At 70.5% G+C, this 18,828-nt stretch carries 20 protein-coding genes; 12 read left to right on the top strand and 8 right to left on the bottom strand.

The genetic code is table 11. The annotated features are described in order from the left end of the window. Positions 1 to 40 precede the first annotated feature (40 nt). Both ACZ69M_RS19405 and ACZ69M_RS19400 read right to left on the bottom strand, forming a co-directional pair. The gene (locus ACZ69M_RS19405) at positions 41 to 544 is read right to left on the bottom strand and encodes an FMN-binding protein (RefSeq protein WP_470051298.1); all 504 of its coding nucleotides are present in this window, start codon (positions 542 to 544) and stop codon (positions 41 to 43) included. Between the two features lie 7 nt (positions 545 to 551). After that, entirely contained in the window at positions 552 to 1,922 is a 1,371-nt protein-coding gene (locus tag ACZ69M_RS19400) for a ferredoxin reductase family protein (RefSeq protein ID WP_470051296.1), read from the bottom strand. 184 nt (positions 1,923 to 2,106) lie between these two features. On the opposite strand from ACZ69M_RS19400, the gene ACZ69M_RS19395 reads away from it, so the two are divergent. Next, positions 2,107 to 2,859 (top strand): response regulator transcription factor, encoded by a 753-nt coding sequence (locus tag ACZ69M_RS19395; protein WP_470051294.1) that lies wholly within the window; start codon positions 2,107 to 2,109, stop codon positions 2,857 to 2,859. Next, positions 2,856 to 4,376: a sensor histidine kinase gene (locus ACZ69M_RS19390; protein ID WP_470051293.1), complete on the top strand. Its 1,521-nt coding sequence runs from the start codon at positions 2,856 to 2,858 to the stop codon at positions 4,374 to 4,376. The genes ACZ69M_RS19395 and ACZ69M_RS19390 overlap by 4 nt, the downstream gene beginning before the upstream one ends. Here ACZ69M_RS19390 and ACZ69M_RS19385 read toward each other — a convergent pair. From ACZ69M_RS19385 to ACZ69M_RS19375, 3 genes are all read right to left on the bottom strand, one after another. Beyond that, on the bottom strand, positions 4,373 to 5,062 hold the full coding sequence (locus tag ACZ69M_RS19385; protein WP_470051291.1) for a L,D-transpeptidase family protein: 690 nt from the start codon (positions 5,060 to 5,062) through the stop codon (positions 4,373 to 4,375). The genes ACZ69M_RS19390 and ACZ69M_RS19385 overlap by 4 nt on opposite strands. A gap of 3 nt (positions 5,063 to 5,065) precedes the next feature. Continuing rightward, positions 5,066 to 5,653, bottom strand: a complete 588-nt coding sequence (locus ACZ69M_RS19380) for a pyridoxamine 5'-phosphate oxidase family protein (RefSeq protein WP_351429833.1) — start codon at positions 5,651 to 5,653, stop codon at positions 5,066 to 5,068. Between the two features lie 134 nt (positions 5,654 to 5,787). Beyond that, the gene (locus ACZ69M_RS19375; RefSeq protein ID WP_470051289.1) at positions 5,788 to 6,654 is read right to left on the bottom strand and encodes a hypothetical protein; all 867 of its coding nucleotides are present in this window, start codon (positions 6,652 to 6,654) and stop codon (positions 5,788 to 5,790) included. A 307-nt stretch (positions 6,655 to 6,961) separates the two neighbouring features. On the opposite strand from ACZ69M_RS19375, the gene ACZ69M_RS19370 reads away from it, so the two are divergent. From ACZ69M_RS19370 to ACZ69M_RS19350, 5 genes are all read left to right on the top strand, one after another. After that, positions 6,962 to 8,155, top strand: a complete 1,194-nt coding sequence (locus ACZ69M_RS19370) for an argininosuccinate synthase (RefSeq protein ID WP_470051287.1) — start codon at positions 6,962 to 6,964, stop codon at positions 8,153 to 8,155. 145 nt (positions 8,156 to 8,300) lie between these two features. Continuing rightward, positions 8,301 to 9,734 carry an argininosuccinate lyase gene (gene argH, locus ACZ69M_RS19365; RefSeq protein ID WP_470051285.1) on the top strand — a complete coding sequence of 478 codons (1,434 nt, stop codon included), beginning with the start codon at positions 8,301 to 8,303 and terminating at the stop codon, positions 9,732 to 9,734. Between the two features lie 165 nt (positions 9,735 to 9,899). Next, positions 9,900 to 10,871, top strand: a complete 972-nt coding sequence (locus ACZ69M_RS19360) for an aldo/keto reductase (RefSeq protein WP_470051283.1) — start codon at positions 9,900 to 9,902, stop codon at positions 10,869 to 10,871. Between the two features lie 130 nt (positions 10,872 to 11,001). After that, positions 11,002 to 11,547, top strand: a complete 546-nt coding sequence (locus ACZ69M_RS19355; RefSeq protein ID WP_470051281.1) for a TetR/AcrR family transcriptional regulator — start codon at positions 11,002 to 11,004, stop codon at positions 11,545 to 11,547. A gap of 2 nt (positions 11,548 to 11,549) precedes the next feature. Continuing rightward, positions 11,550 to 13,073 carry an MFS transporter gene (locus ACZ69M_RS19350; protein ID WP_470051279.1) on the top strand — a complete coding sequence of 508 codons (1,524 nt, stop codon included), beginning with the start codon at positions 11,550 to 11,552 and terminating at the stop codon, positions 13,071 to 13,073. Between the two features lie 41 nt (positions 13,074 to 13,114). Here ACZ69M_RS19350 and ACZ69M_RS19345 read toward each other — a convergent pair whose 3' ends face one another. Beyond that, positions 13,115 to 13,786 carry a lysophospholipid acyltransferase family protein gene (locus tag ACZ69M_RS19345; protein ID WP_054230621.1) on the bottom strand — a complete coding sequence of 224 codons (672 nt, stop codon included), beginning with the start codon at positions 13,784 to 13,786 and terminating at the stop codon, positions 13,115 to 13,117. A 291-nt stretch (positions 13,787 to 14,077) separates the two neighbouring features. Between ACZ69M_RS19345 and ACZ69M_RS19340 the strand changes: the two genes are divergently transcribed. The 4 genes from ACZ69M_RS19340 to ACZ69M_RS19325 all read left to right on the top strand — a co-directional run bounded on the left by ACZ69M_RS19340 (position 14,078) and on the right by ACZ69M_RS19325 (position 16,846). Further along, on the top strand, positions 14,078 to 14,317 hold the full coding sequence (locus tag ACZ69M_RS19340) for a hypothetical protein (RefSeq protein ID WP_470051277.1): 240 nt from the start codon (positions 14,078 to 14,080) through the stop codon (positions 14,315 to 14,317). Between the two features lie 198 nt (positions 14,318 to 14,515). Next, complete coding sequence (locus tag ACZ69M_RS19335; RefSeq protein WP_470051275.1) at positions 14,516 to 15,718, top strand: glycerophosphodiester phosphodiesterase; 1,203 nt, start codon at positions 14,516 to 14,518, stop codon at positions 15,716 to 15,718. A gap of 73 nt (positions 15,719 to 15,791) precedes the next feature. Continuing rightward, the gene (locus ACZ69M_RS19330) at positions 15,792 to 16,298 is read left to right on the top strand and encodes a sigma-70 family RNA polymerase sigma factor (protein WP_470051273.1); all 507 of its coding nucleotides are present in this window, start codon (positions 15,792 to 15,794) and stop codon (positions 16,296 to 16,298) included. Between the two features lie 44 nt (positions 16,299 to 16,342). After that, a complete protein-coding gene (locus ACZ69M_RS19325) occupies positions 16,343 to 16,846 on the top strand; it encodes a GNAT family N-acetyltransferase (RefSeq protein ID WP_095855737.1) in 504 nt (167 codons plus the stop codon). Positions 16,847 to 16,908: 62 nt separating this feature from the next. Here the strand turns inward: ACZ69M_RS19325 and ACZ69M_RS19320 are convergent, their stop codons facing one another. Together ACZ69M_RS19320 and ACZ69M_RS19315 are read right to left on the bottom strand one after the other, a co-directional pair. After that, the gene (locus ACZ69M_RS19320; RefSeq protein WP_097288849.1) at positions 16,909 to 17,283 is read right to left on the bottom strand and encodes a hypothetical protein; all 375 of its coding nucleotides are present in this window, start codon (positions 17,281 to 17,283) and stop codon (positions 16,909 to 16,911) included. 100 nt (positions 17,284 to 17,383) lie between these two features. Then, complete coding sequence (locus ACZ69M_RS19315) at positions 17,384 to 17,743, bottom strand: hypothetical protein (protein ID WP_099923735.1); 360 nt, start codon at positions 17,741 to 17,743, stop codon at positions 17,384 to 17,386. Positions 17,744 to 17,811: 68 nt separating this feature from the next. Here ACZ69M_RS19315 and ACZ69M_RS19310 point away from each other — a divergent pair, with 68 nt between their 5' ends. Further along, the gene (locus ACZ69M_RS19310) at positions 17,812 to 18,459 is read left to right on the top strand and encodes an HAD family hydrolase (protein WP_470051271.1); all 648 of its coding nucleotides are present in this window, start codon (positions 17,812 to 17,814) and stop codon (positions 18,457 to 18,459) included. The last annotated feature ends 369 nt before the right edge of the window (positions 18,460 to 18,828 follow it).

Genomic DNA, 18,828 nt, shown 5'->3' with positions numbered 1-18,828 from the left:
GCCCCCTGGCCCAGAGATACGGGCCCCGACGGCCGTGCGTTCAGAGGCCTGCCGAGTCCAGTGCCGATTGGAGTGACTGCTTGTATCCGTCGCTGGTGTACGAGGCCCCCGAGACGGAGTCGATCTGGGCGCTCTGCGCGGCCAGCGCCTCCCTCCTGAGCTGGGGAATGGCGTAACTGTTGATCTCCTGGTCGCGTGGGTTGTCCGTGGGATAGGAGACCGCGGTCACGTCGGTGATCTTGCCGTTCTTCAGCGTGACGCGCACCTGGACGGGGCCCCAGCGGGTCTGGACCGTGTCACCGGTGACGGTCTTGGTGCCGCTGCTCTTCGTGCTCCCGGACGAACCGTCCGAGGAGCTTCCGGAAGAGCTTGCGGGGGCAGGTGACCGGGACGGCGACTGTGACTGTCCGGCGGACGACGTCGCCTGCGCCACGGTCGGCGCGGTGTGCGGCTTCAGCGACAGCAGCAGGACGAAACCCGTGACGGTGGTGACGGCCGCCAGAGTCACCCGGCGCAGCGGACGGTGCTTCTTCAGGGCGTGCACGGTGACCTCACAGCTCGAACGACTCGTGGTGGATACGGCGGTCGGGGACCCCGGCCGCGCGCAGCGCCCCGTACAGGTCCCGCGCCATGGCGGGCGGACCGCACAGATAGACGTCGTGCCCGGCGAGACCGGGCACGGAGGCCCGCAGGGAATCGGCGGTGAACCGCGGACGTGTCCCGTCGGTGCCGTTGACCGCGTACAGGACGCGCGCCCCGCGCCACCGCGCTATCGCCTCCAGTTCGGCGCCGAGCGCGAGGTCCTCGGCCGTGCTCGCCCGGTAGAGCAGCGTCACGTCGCCGGGCCCGCCGGGCAGCGTCTCGAACAGGGCGCGCAGCGGTGTGATGCCGACACCGCCGGCGATCAGCAGCGCCTTGCGTCCGGAGTGCCGCTCGGCGGTCAGCGCGCCGTAGGGACCCTCCGCCCACACCCGGGTACCGGGCCGCAGCAGCCCCACGGCGGCACTGTGGTCGCCGAGCGCCTTCACGGTGATCCGCATCCGGTCGGGGCGCGGGGGCGCCGACAGCGAGTACGGCGTCGAGGTCCACCGCATCCCGTCCGAGAGGAACCGCCAGCGGAAGAACTGCCCTGCCTGGGCGTTCAGCTCGTCCAGCCGTTCCCCGCGTACGACGAGGGAGAAGACCCCGGGCGCCTCGCGGTGCACGGACTCCACGCGCAGCTTGTGGCGCAGGTTGAGCCGCACCGGGACGAGCAGCCGGAACCACACCACCAGCGCTGCCGTGCCCAGGTAGAGCGCGTACCAGGCGGCCTGGGCGGCGGTGTCGCCGACGAAGTCCGAGCCCAGCGCGAGCTGGTGGAAGAAGGTGAGGAACACGGCCACGTACGTCAGCAGGTGCAGGTAGTACCAGAACTCGTGGCTGATCCGGCGGCGGGCCGCGCGCGCCGAGGTGATCCCGACCGCGAAGATGATGAGCGTGCCGGTCGTGGCCTTGAGCATGTCCGGATAGTCGAACACCACGCTCAGCGTCTCGTGCACGATGCCCGCCCCGTCCTGGGCGGCGTACCCGAACAGGATCAGCGTGACATGTGCCACCAGCAGGCTGACCGTGTACCGGCCGGCCATGGCATGCCAGCGGGCCACCCGGTCGGAGCCGATCCGCCGCTCCAGCAGGGGCACCCGGGCCATCAGCGCCACGAGCACCGCGCAGCTGTAGCCGCACAGCAGCCCGGCGATCCGCCCGGCGTCCGTCAGCCACCCGGCGAGGCCCACCACCGACCGCGTGTCGTACCACCACAGGGCGACGACCGCTCCGGCCCCGGCCCACAACAGGGCGAGCAGGGGCCCGGCGGGCGAGGGGCGCGGTCGTCCGCGTCCGCGAGACGGGCGAGGGACCGCTGTCCGCTCGTACACCGTGGTCATATGTCCGTCCTTCCGGCTGTCCGGGAGGAAACTGTGCTTCGGCAACTTCTGAGCCGCCTCTGAATGGGCGCCCTCGTCGCGGATTCACAGGAAACGCAGAGCGGCGCACGCGGCCCACTCAGAGGAAACTCAGAGGCGGGAGGGGTGCTGCCGGCTCCGGCGAGGGGTGATGCTGGAAGACGACATGAACACTCCCCGCTCCCGAGGCACCGGCCTGCCCGCGCTCACCCGCCCCGACGGCACCCCCGTACGCGTCCTCGTCGTCGACGACGATCCCGACCTGGCCGAGGTGCTCTCCGGCGCCCTGCGCTACGAGGGCTGGGAGGTGCGGACGGCCGGCGACGGGGCCTCGGCCGTCACCGAGGCACGCGAGCTGCTGCCCGACGCCGTGGTCCTCGACGTGATGCTCCCGGACACCGACGGCTTCGCCGTGCTGCGCACCCTGCACACCGTGCACCCCGAGGTCTGTGTGCTCTTCCTCACCGCGCGGGACGCCGTCGAGGACCGCATCGCGGGCATCACCGCGGGCGGCGACGACTACGTGACCAAGCCGTTCAGCCTGGAGGAGGTCGTCGCCCGGCTGCGCGGCCTGCTGCGCCGCGCGGGCATGGCCCGGCAACTGGACGAGGGCCCGCGCCTGACCGTCGGCGACCTCGTGATGGACGAGGAGGCCCGCGAGGTGACCCGGGGCGGCGAGCTGGTCGAACTGTCGCCGACCGAGTTCGAACTGCTGCGCTTCCTGATGCGCAACCCGCGCCGGGTGCTCAGCAAGGCGCAGATCCTCGACCGCGTCTGGTCCTACGACTTCGGCGGCCAGGCCCATGTCGTGGAGCTGTACATCTCCTACCTGCGCAAAAAGGTGGACGCGGGCCGCGAGCCCATGATCCACACGGTGCGGGGCGCCGGGTACGTGATCAAGCCGGTGGCCGGACGATGAGCCGGCGCCGGTGGTCACGGGCGCGGGAGGTCGTAGGCCGGCTGCCGTTCCCGCGCACGATGCGGGCCCGCCTCACCGCCGGGCTCCTGGTGCTGCTCGCCGTCAGCTGCGCCGCCGTCGGAGGGGCCGCGGTGTACGAACTGAACGGCTTCCTCACCGGCCGCCTCGACCAGCAGCTGCACGACGTGGGAGTACGGTTCCCCGCGAGCCTGGAGCACGGCACCGTCAAACCGTCGGACCACGACGGCGACGAGAACGGCGACACCCGGCGGCAGAGCACCGGCACCTTCGGCGCGCGGCTGGTCGGCCGGGACGTCACCAACGCGGCCGTCGTGCCCTCCGGCCAGAACATCACCGACCTGAACGTGTCCCTGACCACCTCCGACCGGCAGACCCTGGCCGGGATCCCCACCGACGGCCGCGCCCACACCGTCTGCCTGTCGGCACTCGGCGACTACCGCCTGCTGGCGGCGCGCGGACGGGACGGCGACGTCCTGGTCACCGGGCTGCCGATGGAACCGGTCCGGGCCGCCGTGCACCGCCTGGAACTGGTCTCGGGCTGTGTCTTCGGCCTGGCCCTCGTGGTCGCCGGAATCGCCGGAGCCCTGTGGGTGCGCTGGTCGCTGCGTCCACTGAGCCGGGTCGCCGCGACCGCGACCCGCGTCAGCGAGCTGCCGCTCGCCAGCGGTGAGGTGGCGCTGCCGCCGCGTGCGCCGGATCAGGACCCGCGCAGCGAGGTGGGCCGCCTCGCCGGCGCCTTCAACCGGATGCTCGGCCATGTCGAGGACGCCCTGACCAAGCGGCACGCGAGCGAGGAACGGCTGCGCAGCTTCGCGGCCGACGCCAGCCATGAGCTGCGCACGCCGGTCGCCTCGGTCCGCGGCCACGCCGAGCTGGCGCTGCTGCACCCGGACCCGGTGCCGCCCAAGGTCACCCGGGCCCTCGAACGCATCGCCGCCGAGTCGGCGCGGATGGGCGAGATGGTCGACGACCTGCTCCTGCTCGCCCGCCTCGACGCGGGCCGCCCGCTGGAGCGCCTTCCCGTCGACCTCACCCACCTCGTCCTCGACTCGGTCACCGACGCCCGCGCCGCGGGGCCCGACCACCGCTGGACGCTGGAACTCCCGGAGGAACCGGTCACGGTGACGGGCGACGCCCACCGCCTCCAACAGGTGTTGGCCAACCTGTTGGCCAACGCCCGTTGGCACACGCCCGTCGGTACCAAGGTCACGGTGTCCCTGGAGACCGACGCCGAAGCGGCCGTCCTGACGGTCCACGACGACGGCCCGGGAGTCCCGCAGGACGTCCAGCCCGGCGTCTTCGAACGCTTCACCCGAGCCGACCGCCGCCGCACCGGTGGAGCGGGCGGTGGCGCGGGCCTCGGCCTGTCCATCGTGGCGGCCGTGGTGGAGGCCCACGGCGGCACGGTCGGGCTGGAGAGCCGTCCGGGGGCGACCACGTTCACGGTCCGACTGGGCACCCCGCGTCCGCGGCATGATCCGCCGGGCAGGCACTAGTAACGGGTGATCGCAGTCGCCCCGCTCACCGTCCCGATCGCGATACGCGGCCCCCGCGCGGGATCGACCCACCCGAGAATCCGCCGCATCGCGTCCTCCGGCACCGACACACAGCCGGCCGTCGCCTTGGCCCCGTCGACGTGCAGGAAGATTCCCGCGCCGCGCCCCCGCACGGGCCGCTCGTAGTTGAACCCCACGACCAGCGCGTACGCGTATTGCGTCTCGTACGCGATCAGATGCTCGGACTCGGACGCACGGCAGTCGGCCGGCCGCGGCTCGGTCCACCGGTTGTAGGAACGGGAGTCGTTGTCCTCGCACCACCAGGACTCCTCCCGCACCCGCCGGTAGGGAACCGCGGTACCGGCCGGCGCGGCCTTGATCCCGAAGGCGAACGGAAGGTCGTACAGCCCCGTGGGTGTCGTGTTCGATCCCTGCTTGCGTGCGCCCCCCTCCATCAGCCCCTTCGTCCCGAAGCGTGCCGCCGCCGAACCGGCCTTCACCCAGCGCCCGTCCCGCCGGTCCCACCAGATGAGCGTGCCCGACGTCGAGCCTTCGCGGGGCGCCTGAGCCGTGATCAGCTGGCTGCCGCCACCGGTGTCCGCCATCTGCTCGGGGAGGCTGGGCGGATCATTCGGGGCCAGGGCGAGCAGGGACGCGGACGCGAGGGCGGCGGCTGCGAGGCGCATGGCTCAGACCGTACGGGGAGGCAGCGGGAGCGGCAGCCCGGGCAGGCCGTCCAGGCTCGTCGCCACGTGGTCCTTCTTGGTGAAGTACTCGCTCAGCGAGGCGTCGTCCTCGCGCGCGAAGCGCTTGCCGTGCAGGTCGCGGTCCGCTTCGTACGACATGAAGGGCACCGCGTAGCCGCAGGTGTCCCGGACGAGTTCGGCGGTCACGACGATGATCGCGCGCAGGCCGTGCGGGGTCGGGTCGATGCCGGGGAAGTGCGTGAGCAGTTCCCCGAAGCGGGGGTCGTCGCGGAAGACGGGCTCGCCGTGGCCGTGCACCCGGACGATGTTCGGCGGGCCCTGGAAGGCGCACCACATCAGGGTGATCCGGCCGTTCTCCCGGAGATGGGCGATCGTCTCCGCGTTGCTGCCGGCGAAGTCCAGGTAGGCGACGGTGAGTTCGTCGAGGACGACGAACGAGCCCGTGAGGCCCTTGGGGGAGAGGTTGACCGTGCCGTCCCCGGACAGGGGTGCGGTCGCGGTGAAGAAGAGGGGCTGCGCCTCGATGAACGAACGCAGCCTGCCGTCTATGCGCTCATAAGTCTTTCCCATGTCTAATGATTATTGGGCAAGACCATTCGTCTGTCTAAGGAATTCACCCATCCGGGGCATGGGTTCACACGGCGGACGGATCCGTGGCCGCCGCGCCCCGTTCGGCAGACGGGGCGCGACGGTCACGGAAGACGTCACTTGTTGAGCGTGCAGGTCGCGAGGGAGTCCAGACCCGTGGGCTTGGCCGCGGTACGGCCGATGGAGATGGCGATGCGGTCGATGGTCGACTTCCGCTTGTCCGCGAGGGGGCCGAGGATCGCGTTCTGCACGAAGTTCGGTCCGCCCTGGCCGACGGTGTTCGCGAGGCGGGTGTTCGCCTCGGTGATCTGGGTGTTCAGGAGCGTCAGGTTGCGGGTGACCTCGGCCTGCGCGGAGGCGGGGATCGCGGGCAGCTTCGACGCGACGTCCGGGCAGGTGATGGTGCCGGCGGCGGTGGTGCTGCCGGTGTTGCCCGTGGCGCCCGTGTTTCCGGTGTTCCCCGCGTTGCCGGCCTGCTGGGTGGCCGTCGCGCTCGGGGTCGCGGTGGCCGCGGCGCCGCCCGCGTTCACGCCGTTCGCGTTCAGGGTGCAGGGCGCGAGCGAGTCGAGACCCGTGGGCTTGGCCGCGGTGCGGCCGATCGCGGTGGCGATGCGGTTGATCGTCGCCACCCGCTTGTCCTTGAGGGGGCCGAGGATCGCGTTCTGGACGAAGTTGGGGCCGCCCTGGCCGACGGTGTCGACGAGTCGCTTGTTGGCCTCGGCGATCTGGGTGTCCAGGAGGGTGAGATTGCGGGTGACCTCGGCCTGCGCCGAGGCGGGGATCGCGGGCAGGCTCGGCGCGACGGCCGGGCAGTTCACCGTGCCCGGGGAGGTCGCGGCCTTGGTGGTGGCGTTCGTGTTGCTCTTGGACGTCTCCCCGGCCAAGGCGTTGCCGGCGATCACGGCTCCGGAGAGCACTACCGCGGCGGTGCCGCCGATCATCAGGACGCGGCGCTTGTTGTACTTCGGAAGGGCCCTGGACATGCGGAAGCCTCACTCGGTTCGGGGGTGGGGGACCGCCCGGTGGTCGTCCGGGCGGTCCGCTGCTCGTCGCGCCTCGGTCCGTGAAGACCTCGGCGGCAAAACCTCTGTGTACGAAAACCTCGGTGTACAAAAACGCGGCGCCTGCGTTCGGGGAGAGGTACGAGAAAGCGCGTTCCGCCGTTCAAACACCCTCAGACATTTTCGATCAGGGTTCTCCATGACCCCTTCAGGGCCACCCGAGATTGACGAATCATGCGGAGCACTGCATACTCATGCATAACAGCGCATGCAGTGTGAGGAGAAACCCGTGACCGAGCGCGTCGTACTCGCCTACTCAGGCGGTCTGGACACCTCCGTCGCCATCGGCTGGATCGCCGAGGAGACGGGCGCCGAGGTCATCGCCGTCGCGGTCGACGTCGGTCAGGGCGGCGAGGACCTGGACGTCATCCGCAAGCGCGCCCTCGCCTGCGGTGCCGTCGATGCCGAGGTCGCGGACGCCAAGGACGAGTTCGCCGAGGAGTACTGCCTCCCGGCGATCAAGGCCAACGCCCTCTACATGGACCGCTATCCGCTGGTGTCGGCCCTCTCCCGGCCGACCATCGTCAAGCACCTCGTCGCCGCCGCCCAGAAGCACGGCGCCACCACGGTCGCCCACGGCTGCACCGGCAAGGGCAACGACCAGGTGCGGTTCGAGGCCGGCATCGTCGCCCTCGCCCCCGGCCTCAAGTGCATCGCCCCGGTCCGCGACTACGCGATGACCCGTGACAAGGCGATCGCCTTCTGCGAACAGAAGAACCTCCCGATCGCCACCAGCAAGAAGTCCCCGTACTCCATCGACCAGAACGTCTTCGGGCGCGCGGTCGAGACGGGTTTCCTGGAGGACATCTGGAACGCGCCGATCGAGGACATCTACGAGTACACCTCGAACCCGGCCGAGGCCCGCGAGGCCGACGAGGTCGTCATCTCCTTCAAGGAGGGCGTCCCGGTCGCCATCGACGGCAGGCCCGTCAGCGTCCTGCAGGCCATCCAGCAGCTCAACGAGCGCGCCGGGGGCCAGGGCGTCGGCCGGATCGACATGGTCGAGGACCGGCTCGTGGGCATCAAGTCCCGCGAGGTGTACGAGGCCCCGGGTGCGATCGCGCTCATCACGGCCCACCAGGAGCTGGAGAACGTCACCGTCGAGCGTGAACTCGCCCGCTACAAGCGGCAGGTCGAGCAGCGCTGGGGCGAACTGGTCTACGACGGCCAGTGGTTCTCCCCGCTCAAGCGCGCCCTGGACAGCTTCATCGACGAGGCCAACCAGCACGTCAACGGCGACATCCGGATGACCCTGCACGGCGGCCGCGCGGTCGTCACCGGACGGCGCTCCGAGACCTCGCTCTACGACTTCGACCTGGCGACGTACGACACGGGCGACACGTTCGACCAGGCCGCCGCCAAGGGCTTCATCGACATCTACAGCCTGTCGTCGAAGATCGCCGCGAAGCGGGACCTCGCGTAACGGCTCGCACAGCGGATCGCGCAACGGCTCGCGCAGCGGTTCGCGTTCGACGAGGTTCACCCCTCACGCACTAGCCTGACAGGCGCCTCCTCACTCACGGGTGGGGAGGCGGCGGCACATCCAGACCTTCCGAGGAGCAACGCAAGTGAGCAGCAACAGCGGTGACGTCCGGCTCTGGGGCGGCCGTTTCGCCGACGGTCCCGCCGAGGCGCTGGCGAAGCTGTCCGCGTCCGTCCACTTCGACTGGCGGCTCGCGCCCTACGACATCGCTGGTTCACGTGCGCACGCGCGCGTGCTGCACAAGGCGGGACTGCTCACCGAGGACGAGCTGACGCGGATGCTCGCGGGGCTCGACGAGCTGGAGGCGGACGTCGCCGACGGCTCCTTCGTGGGCACGATCGCCGACGAGGACGTGCACACGGCACTGGAGCGGGGCCTGCTGGAGCGCCTCGGCCCCGACCTCGGCGGCAAGCTGCGCGCGGGCCGCTCCCGGAACGACCAGGTCGCGACGCTGTTCCGGATGTGCCTGCGCGACCACGCCCGTACGATCGGCGGCCTGATCGCCGACCTCCAGGACGCGCTGATCGGCCTCGCGGAGGCGCACCCGGACGTGGCGATGCCCGGCCGTACGCACCTCCAGCACGCGCAGCCGGTGCTCTTCGCCCACCATGTCCTGGCTCACGTCCAGCCCCTGTCCCGGGACGCGGAGCGGCTGCGCCAGTGGGACGAGCGGACGGCGGTCTCGCCGTACGGCTCCGGCGCGCTCGCGGGCAGCAGCCTCGGCCTGGACCCGGAGGCGGTGGCGAGGGACCTCGGCTTCGAACACGGCTCCGTCGCGAACTCCATCGACGGCACGGCCTCCCGCGACTTCGTGGCGGAGTTCGCCTTCATCACCGCGATGATCGGCGTGAACCTCTCCCGGATCGCCGAGGAGGTCATCATCTGGAACACGAAGGAGTTCTCCTTCGTCACCCTGCACGACGCCTTCTCCACCGGCTCGTCGATCATGCCGCAGAAGAAGAACCCGGACATCGCGGAGCTGGCGCGCGGCAAGTCGGGCCGTCTGATCGGCAACCTGACGGGCCTGATGGCGACACTCAAGGCGCTTCCGCTCGCGTACAACCGCGACCTCCAGGAGGACAAGGAGCCGGTCTTCGACTCCATCGACCAGCTCGAGGTCCTGCTCCCGGCCTTCACCGGCATGATGGCCACGCTGACCGTGCACCGCGAGCGCATGGAGGAGCTGGCCCCGGCCGGCTTCTCGCTCGCCACGGACATCGCCGAGTGGCTGGTCAAGCAGGGCGTGCCGTTCCGTGTCGCCCACGAGGTCGCCGGCGAGTGCGTCAAGGTCGCGGAGGCCGACGGCAAGGAGCTGAACGACCTCACCGACGAGCAGTTCGCGAAGATCTCGGCCCATCTCACCCCCGAGGTGCGCTCCGTCCTGAACGTCCCGGGTGCCCTCGCCTCCCGCGACGGCCGCGGCGGTACGGCACCCAGCGCGGTCGCCATCCAGCTCGCCGAGGTGAAGACGGACGTGGCGGCCCAGCACGCGTGGGCCACGGCCAAAGAGAAGCGGTAACAGAAGCGGTAAGGACAGCACCCCGAAAGGGGCGCGGGGAACTGCGTGAGCACCCCCGCAATCCCGAACTCGCCACATCACCGCGCCGGCGGAGCTCTGAGGCGAAGGTCATCGCGGGTTACGTTGGTCAGGAGCCGCACCGGAGCCGACCGAACGGAGCCCGCGATGCCCTTCGCCCGTCTCGCGACCGCCACGACGCCCACCTGCCACATCGGCCTGGGCCTCGCCGCCGTAGGCCGCCCGGGTTACATCAACCTCGGCCGAGACCATGACCTCGGAGAGGATCGCAGCGTCGAAACGCTGCGCGCCCGCACCCACGAACTCCTGGACGCCGCCTACGCGCAGGGCGTGCGCTACTTCGACGCGGCCCGCTCCTACGGCCGTTCGGAGGAGTTCCTCGCCGACTGGCTGAAGAGCCGGCCGGACGTCGACGACGTGGTCATCGGCAGCAAGTGGGGCTACACCTACACCGCGGACTGGACCACGGACGCCGAGAAGCACGAGGTCAAGGACCACACCCTCGCCACGTACGAGCGACAGCGCGCCGAGACCGCCGCGCTGCTCGGTGACCGGCTCGACCTCTACCAGATCCACTCGGTGACCCCGGACAGCCCGGCCCTCACCGACAAGGAACTCCACGCGAAACTCGCCGAGGCGGCCGCCCAGGGCCTTTCGGTCGGCTTCTCCACGAGCGGACCCGCCCAGGCCGAAGCCATCCGCGCCGCGCTGGCCGTGACGGTCGACGGCGAGCCCCTCTTCCGTACCGTCCAGTCCACGTACAACGTCCTGGAGACCTCGGCGGCTGACGCCCTCGCCGAGGCGCACGACGCCGGGCTCACGGTGATCGTCAAGGAGGGCATGGCCAACGGCCGCCTGGCCGCCGAGTACGCGCCGGACGCGGTGCGGGCGATCGCCGAGGAGACCGGCCTCGGCGCCGACGCCGTCGCCCTCGCGCTGATCCTGCGGCAGCCCTGGGCCGGAGTCGTCCTCTCGGGCGCGGCCACCTCCGCCCAGCTCGCCTCGAACCTGCACGCGGCGGTCGTCGATCTGGACGAGGACCAGCTGACCCGCCTCGCGGCACTCGCGGAGGACCCGGACGTGTACTGGCAGCGGCGCGGGCAGCTGCCCTGGCACTGACCGCAGCGGAAATCCCGTGCGCCGCAAAAGCTGACACAGTCGCGCCGAAAAAGCTGACATAGTAGGGCGCGGGTGAGACTTGCACGCTCCTGGTGAGACAGACATGTCTCACATGGGGTACTGTTGTCTCATGGCCGTCGACCGTGACCACGTGCTGCGCAGCGCAGCCGCCCTGCTCACCCGTAGATCCACCGCCACCATGGACGAGGTCGCCAGGGCGGCCGGGATCAGCCGGGCCACGCTGCACCGCCAGTTCGCCGGACGGGACGCGCTCGTCCGGGCGCTGGAGGCCCTCGGTATCGAGGAGTGTGAGGCGGCACTCGATGCCACGCGCCTCGACGAGGGCACCGCTCAGGAGGCCCTGCGCCGCCTGGTGAAGGAGCTCGAACGCGTGGCCGGGCTGCTCGCCTTCCTCTACACCGAGAACCAGCTGTTCGAGGGCGAGGGGCAGAACGAGGGCTGGGCCCGGCTCGATGCCCGGATGGCCGCCCTGTTCCGGCGCGGCCAGGAGGGCGGCGAGTTCCGCATCGACCTCAGCCCCGCCTGGCTCACCGAGGCGCTCTACGGGCTGATGGCCTCGGGCGCGTGGGCCGTGACCGAGGGCCGTGTCGCCGCCAAGGACTTCCACTACATGATCGTCGAGCTGCTGCTCGGCGGCGCACTACGGAGAGAGTGATCATGACCAGCACCCTGCAGCCGGCATTCAAGGCGGAGGTGGAGAAGCGTCCGGGCCGTTGGCTCGCGCTCTGCGTCCTCGTCCTCGCCGTGCTGTTGGTGGCCGTCGACGCGACCGTGCTCGGTCTCGCGACCCCTTACATCAGCGAGGACCTCAAGCCCTCCGGCACCCAACTGCTGTGGATCGGTGACGTCTACTCGTTCGTCATCGCCGGTCTGCTCGTCTCGATGGGCAGCCTCGGCGACCGCATCGGCCGCAAGAAGCTGCTGCTGATGGGCGCCACGGCGTTCGGCGCGATATCGGTGCTCAACGCGTACGCGACGACCCCGGAGATGATGATCCTGGCCCGGGCGCTGCTCGGAGTCGCGGGCGCGACCCTGATGCCCGCCACGCTCGCCCTCATCCGCAACCTCTTCCACGACCCGCGCGAGCGCAGCCTCGCCATCGGCATCTGGGGCGCCACGGCCTCCGCCGGTACGGCGGTCGGGCCCGTCGTCGGTGGCTTCCTGCTCGAACACTTCTGGTGGGGTTCGGTCTTCCTCATCAACGTGCCCGTGATGCTGATCCTCGTCCCCGTCGGCATCAAGCTGCTGCCCGAGTCCCGCAACCCGAACCCCGGCCCCTGGGACCTGGCCAGTGTCGTGCTCTCCCTCGTCGGCATGATCGGCATCGTGTACGCGGTGAAGGAGGCCGCCACGCACGGGTTCACCTGGGAGCCGATGGCCGTCGGCGTGCTCGGCGCCGGGGCCCTCTACGGCTTCGTACGCCGTCAACTCGCGATGCCCGTACCGCTGCTGGACATGCGGCTGTTCCGCAACCGGGGCTTCTCGGCGGCGGTGCTCGCCGACCTGTTGACCGTCTTCGGTCTGTCCGGACTGGTCTTCTTCCTGTCCCAGTACCTGCAACTCGTCCAGGGCAGGCCGCCGTTCCAGGCGGGGCTCGCCGAACTGCCCGCCGCCATCGGCGCGGTGGGAGCGGGTCTGATCGCCGGCTCGGCCGCGCGCCGCTACTCGGTCCGTGCCGTGGTCTCCGGTGGTCTCGCCGCCGTGGGCCTCGCGCTCGGTGTGCTCACCCTGTTGAACCAGTCCACCGGTTACTCGGTGCTCGGCTCGGCGCTTCTGATCGTCGGCGTCGGCGCGGGCTTCTCGTTCACCGTCACCGCCGACGTGATCCTCTCCAGCGTGCCCAAGGAGCAGGCCGGCGCCGCGTCCGCGGTCTCCGAGACGGCGTACGAGCTCGGCGCCGCCCTCGGCATCGCCCTGCTCGGCTCCATCGTCACCGGCGTCTACGCGGGCTTCACCGGCCCCGCGGGCACCCCGGCAGGGGCCCACGAATCCCTGGGCGGCGCGGTGGAGGCGGCGGCAACCCTGCCCACCCACACCGCGGAGGCCCTGCTGACCGCGGCGCGCACATCCTTCGTGGACGGCCTGGCACTGGCGTCCGGCATCGGAGCGGCGGTACTGCTCGCCACGGCGGCAGCGGCGTGGTTCCTGCTGAAGGGCCAGAACCTGGAAACCGGGGTCTAGGGAGGCGCCCCCTCAGGGGCGCGGGGCTGTCACAACAACCGCTACGCGGCCTTCGCCTTCGTGGCGTACATGTCCACGTACTCCTGCCCCGACAACCGCATGACCTCGGTCATCACGGAGTCGGTCACGGCCCGCAGCACATACCGGTCACGGTCCATGCCTTCGTACCGCGAGAACTCCATCGCCTCACCGAAGCGGACCGTGACGCGGCCCGGCCGCGGCATCCCCGCACCGCCGGGCTGCAGCTTGTCCGTGCCGATCATCGCGAACGGGACGACCGGGGCGCCGGTCATCAGGGTGAGGCGGGCGATACCGGTGCGGCCGCGGTAGAGCCGGCCATCGGGGGAGCGGGTGCCCTCCGGGTAGATGCCGAAGACCTTGCCCTCCTCCAGAATGCGACGGCCGGTCATGAGCGCCGCGACACCACCGTTGGCGCCGTCCCGGTCCACCGGGATCATGCCGACGCCGGTGAAGAACCAGGCCATGAGGCGGCCCTTGAACCCCTTGCCGGTGACGTACTCGTCCTTGCCGATGAAGAGCACCTGCCGGTCGCAGACCAGGGGCAGGATCATCGAGTCGATGAACGTGAGGTGGTTGCCGGCGAGGATGACGGGGCCGTCGCCCGGGATGTGCTCCACGCCTTCCACCCGTGGGCGGAACATCAGGCGCATGATCGGTCCGAGCACTGCCTTGATGAGCGCGAAGCGGGACAACGGGCCCTCCGGTGTCAAGGGATCGGTATGAAGTATGTGCAGGTGAGGACGATACTCGCGGCCCCCCGGTGATTGCACATCGGGTTCACCGACTGGATACGGACTGTTGACCAATGTTTACCTGAGGTGGCGGGCTGTTGCGCGTTCGTCACACGGACGGAAGCATGTGACGTATCTCGCGACGGCATCGGCCGCCACGCCGCACGAGTGGCACAGGTTCGCCGAACGAGTCGCACGGTTCGACCGGGCCGCATGCCTTGCCCGAGTCGAACGGATGGAACGGGGGGGGTGATGGGATTCATGATCGTGACACTCGCCGCCTTGGTCCTGATCTTCGGGAGTGCCGCGGTGGCCCTGATCCGCAGGGACCGCCGCCGCGTCTACGACGGCCCCGACTCGGCGCGGATCGAGGCACAGGCGACCAGGGGCCTGCGCGACGCCCGCCGCCGCGCCCACGCGGCCCAGCACGTCAGCGACTCCGGGGCCGTCAGTGCCGCCCGGGACCGGGACCCCGGAATCGGGAACCTCTGACCGCGTACCAGGACCGCGTACCCACCACCGTCACCCCGAAACTGACGGACCGCCAGCCCCCTTGCTCCGTACAGCTGTTCCGTACGCCATCCAGTGGCACCCACGTGTTCCGCCGCAGGTCTCCCTCCCGTCACGGAAGGGAACCTACGATCGACCCGCTTTGACAGGTACGGGGCGGTGACGGCGGGAGGAGCGCTCATGGGGACGCAGGGGACGCAGGGGACACCGGAGTCGCGGGAGCCGAACGGGCAGAACCGGGGCACGGCGCGACGCGCGCTGCTCGGGGCCGCGGTGCTCGGTGCGGGCGGAGCGGTCCTCGGGCTGCCGGGTGCGGCGAGAGCCGACGAGCGGCACGGGAGCGGCGGGCACGGCGGCGGCTACAAGAGCCTGCCGAAGCCGACCGTCATCGGGCACCGGGGCGCCAGCGGCTACCGGCCCGAGCACACCTTCGGCTCGTACCAGCTGGCCCTCGACATGGGCGCCGACGTCGTCGAGGCCGGTGACCTGGTGCCCACCAAGGACGGCCACCTCGTCTGCCGGCACGAGCCGGAGATCGGCGGCACCACCGACGTGTCGGCGCACCCCGAGTTCGCCGACCGCAAGACCACCAAGACCCTCGACGGCGTCCCCATCACGGGCTGGTTCACCGAGGACTTCACCCTCGCCGAGCTGAAGACCCTGCGGGCCGTCGAGCGCATCCCCGCCAACCGCCCGCACAACACGCTCTACAACGGCCGCTGGGAGATCCCCACCTTCGAAGAGGTGCTCCAGTGGCAGGACGAGCAGACCCGCAAGCGCGGCAAGCAGGTCTGGATCTACCCCGAGACCAAGCACCCCACCTACTTCCGGGCGCTGGGCCTCGGCCTGGAGGAGCGCCTCGCCAAGGTGCTCCGCAAGCACGGCAAGGACAAGAAGAACTCGCCGGTCATCATCCAGTCCTTCGAGCCGACCAGCATCCAGCGCCTCGACAAGCTGGTCGACAACCCGCTCGTCGTGCTGCTCTCCGCCGCCAGCACCCGCCCCTGGGACTTCGTCACGACGGGCGACCCGCGCACCGTCGCCGACCTCGTCAAGCCCGAGGGCCTGAAGTGGATCGCCTCGTACGCGCAGGGCATCGGACCCACGCTCGACCTGGTCATCCCCAAGGACGCGAACGGCGCCCTGACCACGCCGACCACACTGGTCGCCGACGCGCACCGCGCGGGCCTGATCCTGCACCCGTACACCATGCGCAACGAGAACACCTTCCTGCCCGCGAACTTCCGGCAGGGCACTGACCCGAACGCCTACGGCGACGCCTTCGGCGCCTTCAAGACCTACTTCGCCACCGGCATCGACGGCGTTTTCTCGGACAACGCGGACACCGCGCTGCTCGCCCGCGAGGACTTCGTCAACGGTTGATCCACTCACCCCGATGGGGTGACAGTCCCCCGCCCCGGCAACCCTGTGCCGGGGCGGCGGCGTCCCGCCGCATATGACCCACGAGATGGTTTCCACCCTGCGTCCGCTGCTCGCCGCCGAGGCCTCGGCGGAAGGTCTTGCGTCCGGGACCGAACCGAGCGACCTCGAACAGGCCGTCTGGCTGCGCCTCCTGGAGCGCCTCGACTCGGACGGGCCGCCCGTCGACCCGCAGGGCTGGTTGCGCCGCGCCGTGCGCTCCGAGGTCCGCCGCACCCGCCGCACGGCCCGGTACGAACGGCCGTACGTCTCCGAGCCCGCCGACGAGAGCGGGCCGGACCCCGAACAGCAGGTGTTGACCGCCGACAGCCGGCGCGCCCTGCACGACGCGGTCCGCCGGCTGCCGGGCCGCTGCCCCAGCCTGATGGCGGCACTGCTCTCCCCGAAGGACCTCACCTATCGGGAGATCGCAGGCGAGTTGGGTATCTCACAGGGCAGTCTGGGTCCGGAACGTTCCAGATGCCTGGGATGTCTGCGTCGATTGCTCTCCCCGGTGGTTGCGGCCCGCGCACCGCGGGGATAGGAGTGGGGGACGACGTGGAACAGGTGAGCGGGAGGCATGCACACATGGGCATGAGCGTGACCATCTCGGCGGCGACCGAGCAGGACGCAGAGCAGATCCTCAAGCTGCAGTACCTCTGCTACCAGAGCGAGGCTGAGCTGTACGGGGACTACGGCATCGAGCCGCTCACTCAGCCGCTCGACTCCCTCAGGGCGGAGTTGGCGGACGGTACGGTCCTGGTGGCCAGGCTGGGCGAAGAGGTGGTGGCCTCGGTGCGAGGGGCCGTGGACCCGGACGGCACGGCCCGCATCAACAAGCTCATCGTCCATCCGCGCATGCAGCGCCACGGCCTGGGCGGGCGGCTGCTCGCCGCGATCGAGGCCAAGCTCGCGACGGACGGCGCGGCCAAGTCCTTCCAGCTCTTCACCGGCCACCGCAGCGACCGCAACCTGCGGATGTACCGCAAGCACGGCTACGCGCAGGTCTCCACGGAGCGCGTCGACGAGCGGCTCACCCTGGTGACCCTGCAGAAGGGCGCCGACACGGGCGCGTTCGTGACCAGCGCCTGACCAGCACCCGTGTTCCGGGCTCGAGCCACGGCTACGGGCCCGAGCGAGGGCTACGGCCCGAGCTACGCCGATCGGTCGGCCGTACGCGCCTTGCGCAGCCAGTACATGGCCGACAGCGGCAGCAGCACCGGGATGAACAGATAGCCGATCCCGTAGTCCGACCACACGGTGGCGTCGGGGAAGGCGGACGGCTCGACCAGCGTCCAGGTCCCGACGGTCAGCACGCCCACGAGCTCGGCGGCGCAGCACACCAGCGCCGCCCTGCGGGCCGTTTCGCCGCCGCGCACGAGTGAGTACGTGATGAAGCCGTAGACGAGGCCCGCGACCGCCGACAGCGAGTAGGCGAGCGGGGCCTTGTCGAACTCCGTCGAGATCTGGACGGCGGAGCGCGACACGGCGCCGACGACCATCACGCCGTACAGCCAGAGCAGCAGCATGCCGGGGCCGCTGATCAGCCGGGTGCGCTTCTTCTCCGGAATCTCCCGGCTCTCCTCATTCTCCTGAGGCGCGGTCCCGTTCTCCTCCGTGGCCGTCATCTCAGCCTCCCCAGATGTCATAGAGCCGCACCTCCAGTACGGCGAGGACGACACCGCCGGCCGCCACCGTGATCGATCCCCAGCGGGTGCGCTCCGCCAGCGACATGAAGCCCGCGGCCGGAATGCACGCGAAGGCACCGAGCAGATACGCCACGAAGATCGTCGTGCCCTGGTCGGGCTTCTCGCCGCGTGCCAGCTGGACGATCCCGACCACCAACTGGATCACGGCGAGCAGGGTCACCACGGCCATGCCGATGAAGTGCCAGTCCTTGGTGGGCTGATCACGGTAGGCGGCCCAGCCGCACCAGGCGGCGAGCGCGAGCGCGGCGACGGCGGTCGCGACCGTCAGGGCATCAAGCATGCCGTGACCCTATTACGGGCCAAAAGGCCCGATGCCCTCGCCCCCGGGCTGCCCGTAGGGTCGAGGGCATGAAGATCCACGCTGATGCCCTGCTGTTCGACAACGACGGGACGCTCGTCTCATCCCTCGAGTCGGTGAACCGGTGCTGGACACGATGGGCGCGCGAGTACGGGATCACCGCGGACGACTTCGCCCGGATCGAACTGCACGGCCGCCCCGCCGTCGAGATAGCCGCCGACCTGCTGCCCGCCGACCTCGTCCCCGAGGCGCTCGCGCGCATCGAACTGCTGGAGGTCGAGGACGTCCCCGGCGGCGTCGTGCTGCTCCCCGGCACCGCGGCGTTCCTCGACTCGCTGCCGGCCGACCGCTGGGCCGTCGTCACCTCCGCCACCCGGCGCCTGGCCGAGGCCCGGCTCGTCGAGGTCGGTGTCCGGCCCAAGACGCTGATCTCCGCCGACGACATCACCCGCGGCAAGCCCGACCCCGAGCCCTACCTCCTCGCCGCCCGTGAACTGGGCGTCGACCCGGCCCGCTGCGTCGTCTTCGAGGACGCCCCGGCGGGCCTTCAGGCAGGCCGCGCCGCCGGGATGACCACCGTGGCGTTGGCCACAACCCACGAGGCGTCCGAGCTGGACGCGGACCTCGTGGTGAAGGACCTCTCGGCCCTGTCCGCACTGGTCATCGACGGGGGAGTGGAGATCTCCACCCGCGACTGAGAGGTGTCCACCGCTGTCCGCGATGCGGACAGCGGTTCCGGGTCCCGCCTGTACGTCTGCTTTACTTGATCCCATGACCACGACGAGCAGCCGCATCCTTGCGACCGAGGCGACCATGACGCCCGGTGCTCGTTGTATGTGTCGAATGTGCGCCTTCTAGAGGGCCCCCGCACCACCGCCCCGTCTCGCGCCCCGAAGCGAGACCGCCGCGCCCTGTCCGTACCCCGTACGTGAGTGGCGCCGCCCCGCGCGCATGTTCTCCCCGGATTCATCCGGTTCCATCGCCACCGCGAGAACCGTGTCGCGTTCCCGACCGAATGCACCCGTGCCGGCGCACACCCGCGCCCCGCACTCGACAGTGACGGAAAC

It is taken from the genome of Streptomyces sp. NPDC107454 (assembly GCF_055582885.1).
Note: the sequence above shows the minus strand (reverse complement) of the source record. Positions and strands in the feature narration are given on the sequence as shown.

What these genes read in the sequence shown, in the direction of transcription:
- ACZ69M_RS19330 (WP_470051273.1), top strand. Translation starts at nt 15,792, where the DNA reads ATGACCCACGAGATGGTTTCCACCCTGCGTCCGCTGCTCGCCGCCGAG.
- ACZ69M_RS19375 (WP_470051289.1), bottom strand. Translation starts at nt 6,654, where the DNA reads ATGTCCAGGGCCCTTCCGAAGTACAACAAGCGCCGCGTCCTGATGATC.
- ACZ69M_RS19335 (WP_470051275.1), top strand. Translation starts at nt 14,516, where the DNA reads ATGGGGACGCAGGGGACGCAGGGGACACCGGAGTCGCGGGAGCCGAAC.
- ACZ69M_RS19385 (WP_470051291.1), bottom strand. Translation starts at nt 5,062, where the DNA reads ATGCGCCTCGCAGCCGCCGCCCTCGCGTCCGCGTCCCTGCTCGCCCTG.
- ACZ69M_RS19325 (WP_095855737.1), top strand. Translation starts at nt 16,343, where the DNA reads ATGGGCATGAGCGTGACCATCTCGGCGGCGACCGAGCAGGACGCAGAG.
- ACZ69M_RS19320 (WP_097288849.1), bottom strand. Translation starts at nt 17,283, where the DNA reads ATGCTGCTGCTCTGGCTGTACGGCGTGATGGTCGTCGGCGCCGTGTCG.
- ACZ69M_RS19310 (WP_470051271.1), top strand. Translation starts at nt 17,812, where the DNA reads ATGAAGATCCACGCTGATGCCCTGCTGTTCGACAACGACGGGACGCTC.
- ACZ69M_RS19355 (WP_470051281.1), top strand. Translation starts at nt 11,002, where the DNA reads ATGGCCGTCGACCGTGACCACGTGCTGCGCAGCGCAGCCGCCCTGCTC.
- ACZ69M_RS19400 (WP_470051296.1), bottom strand. Translation starts at nt 1,922, where the DNA reads ATGACCACGGTGTACGAGCGGACAGCGGTCCCTCGCCCGTCTCGCGGA.
- ACZ69M_RS19350 (WP_470051279.1), top strand. Translation starts at nt 11,550, where the DNA reads ATGACCAGCACCCTGCAGCCGGCATTCAAGGCGGAGGTGGAGAAGCGT.
- ACZ69M_RS19395 (WP_470051294.1), top strand. Translation starts at nt 2,107, where the DNA reads ATGAACACTCCCCGCTCCCGAGGCACCGGCCTGCCCGCGCTCACCCGC.
- ACZ69M_RS19315 (WP_099923735.1), bottom strand. Translation starts at nt 17,743, where the DNA reads ATGCTTGATGCCCTGACGGTCGCGACCGCCGTCGCCGCGCTCGCGCTC.
- ACZ69M_RS19340 (WP_470051277.1), top strand. Translation starts at nt 14,078, where the DNA reads ATGGGATTCATGATCGTGACACTCGCCGCCTTGGTCCTGATCTTCGGG.
- ACZ69M_RS19390 (WP_470051293.1), top strand. Translation starts at nt 2,856, where the DNA reads ATGAGCCGGCGCCGGTGGTCACGGGCGCGGGAGGTCGTAGGCCGGCTG.
- ACZ69M_RS19380 (WP_351429833.1), bottom strand. Translation starts at nt 5,653, where the DNA reads ATGGGAAAGACTTATGAGCGCATAGACGGCAGGCTGCGTTCGTTCATC.
- ACZ69M_RS19360 (WP_470051283.1), top strand. Translation starts at nt 9,900, where the DNA reads ATGCCCTTCGCCCGTCTCGCGACCGCCACGACGCCCACCTGCCACATC.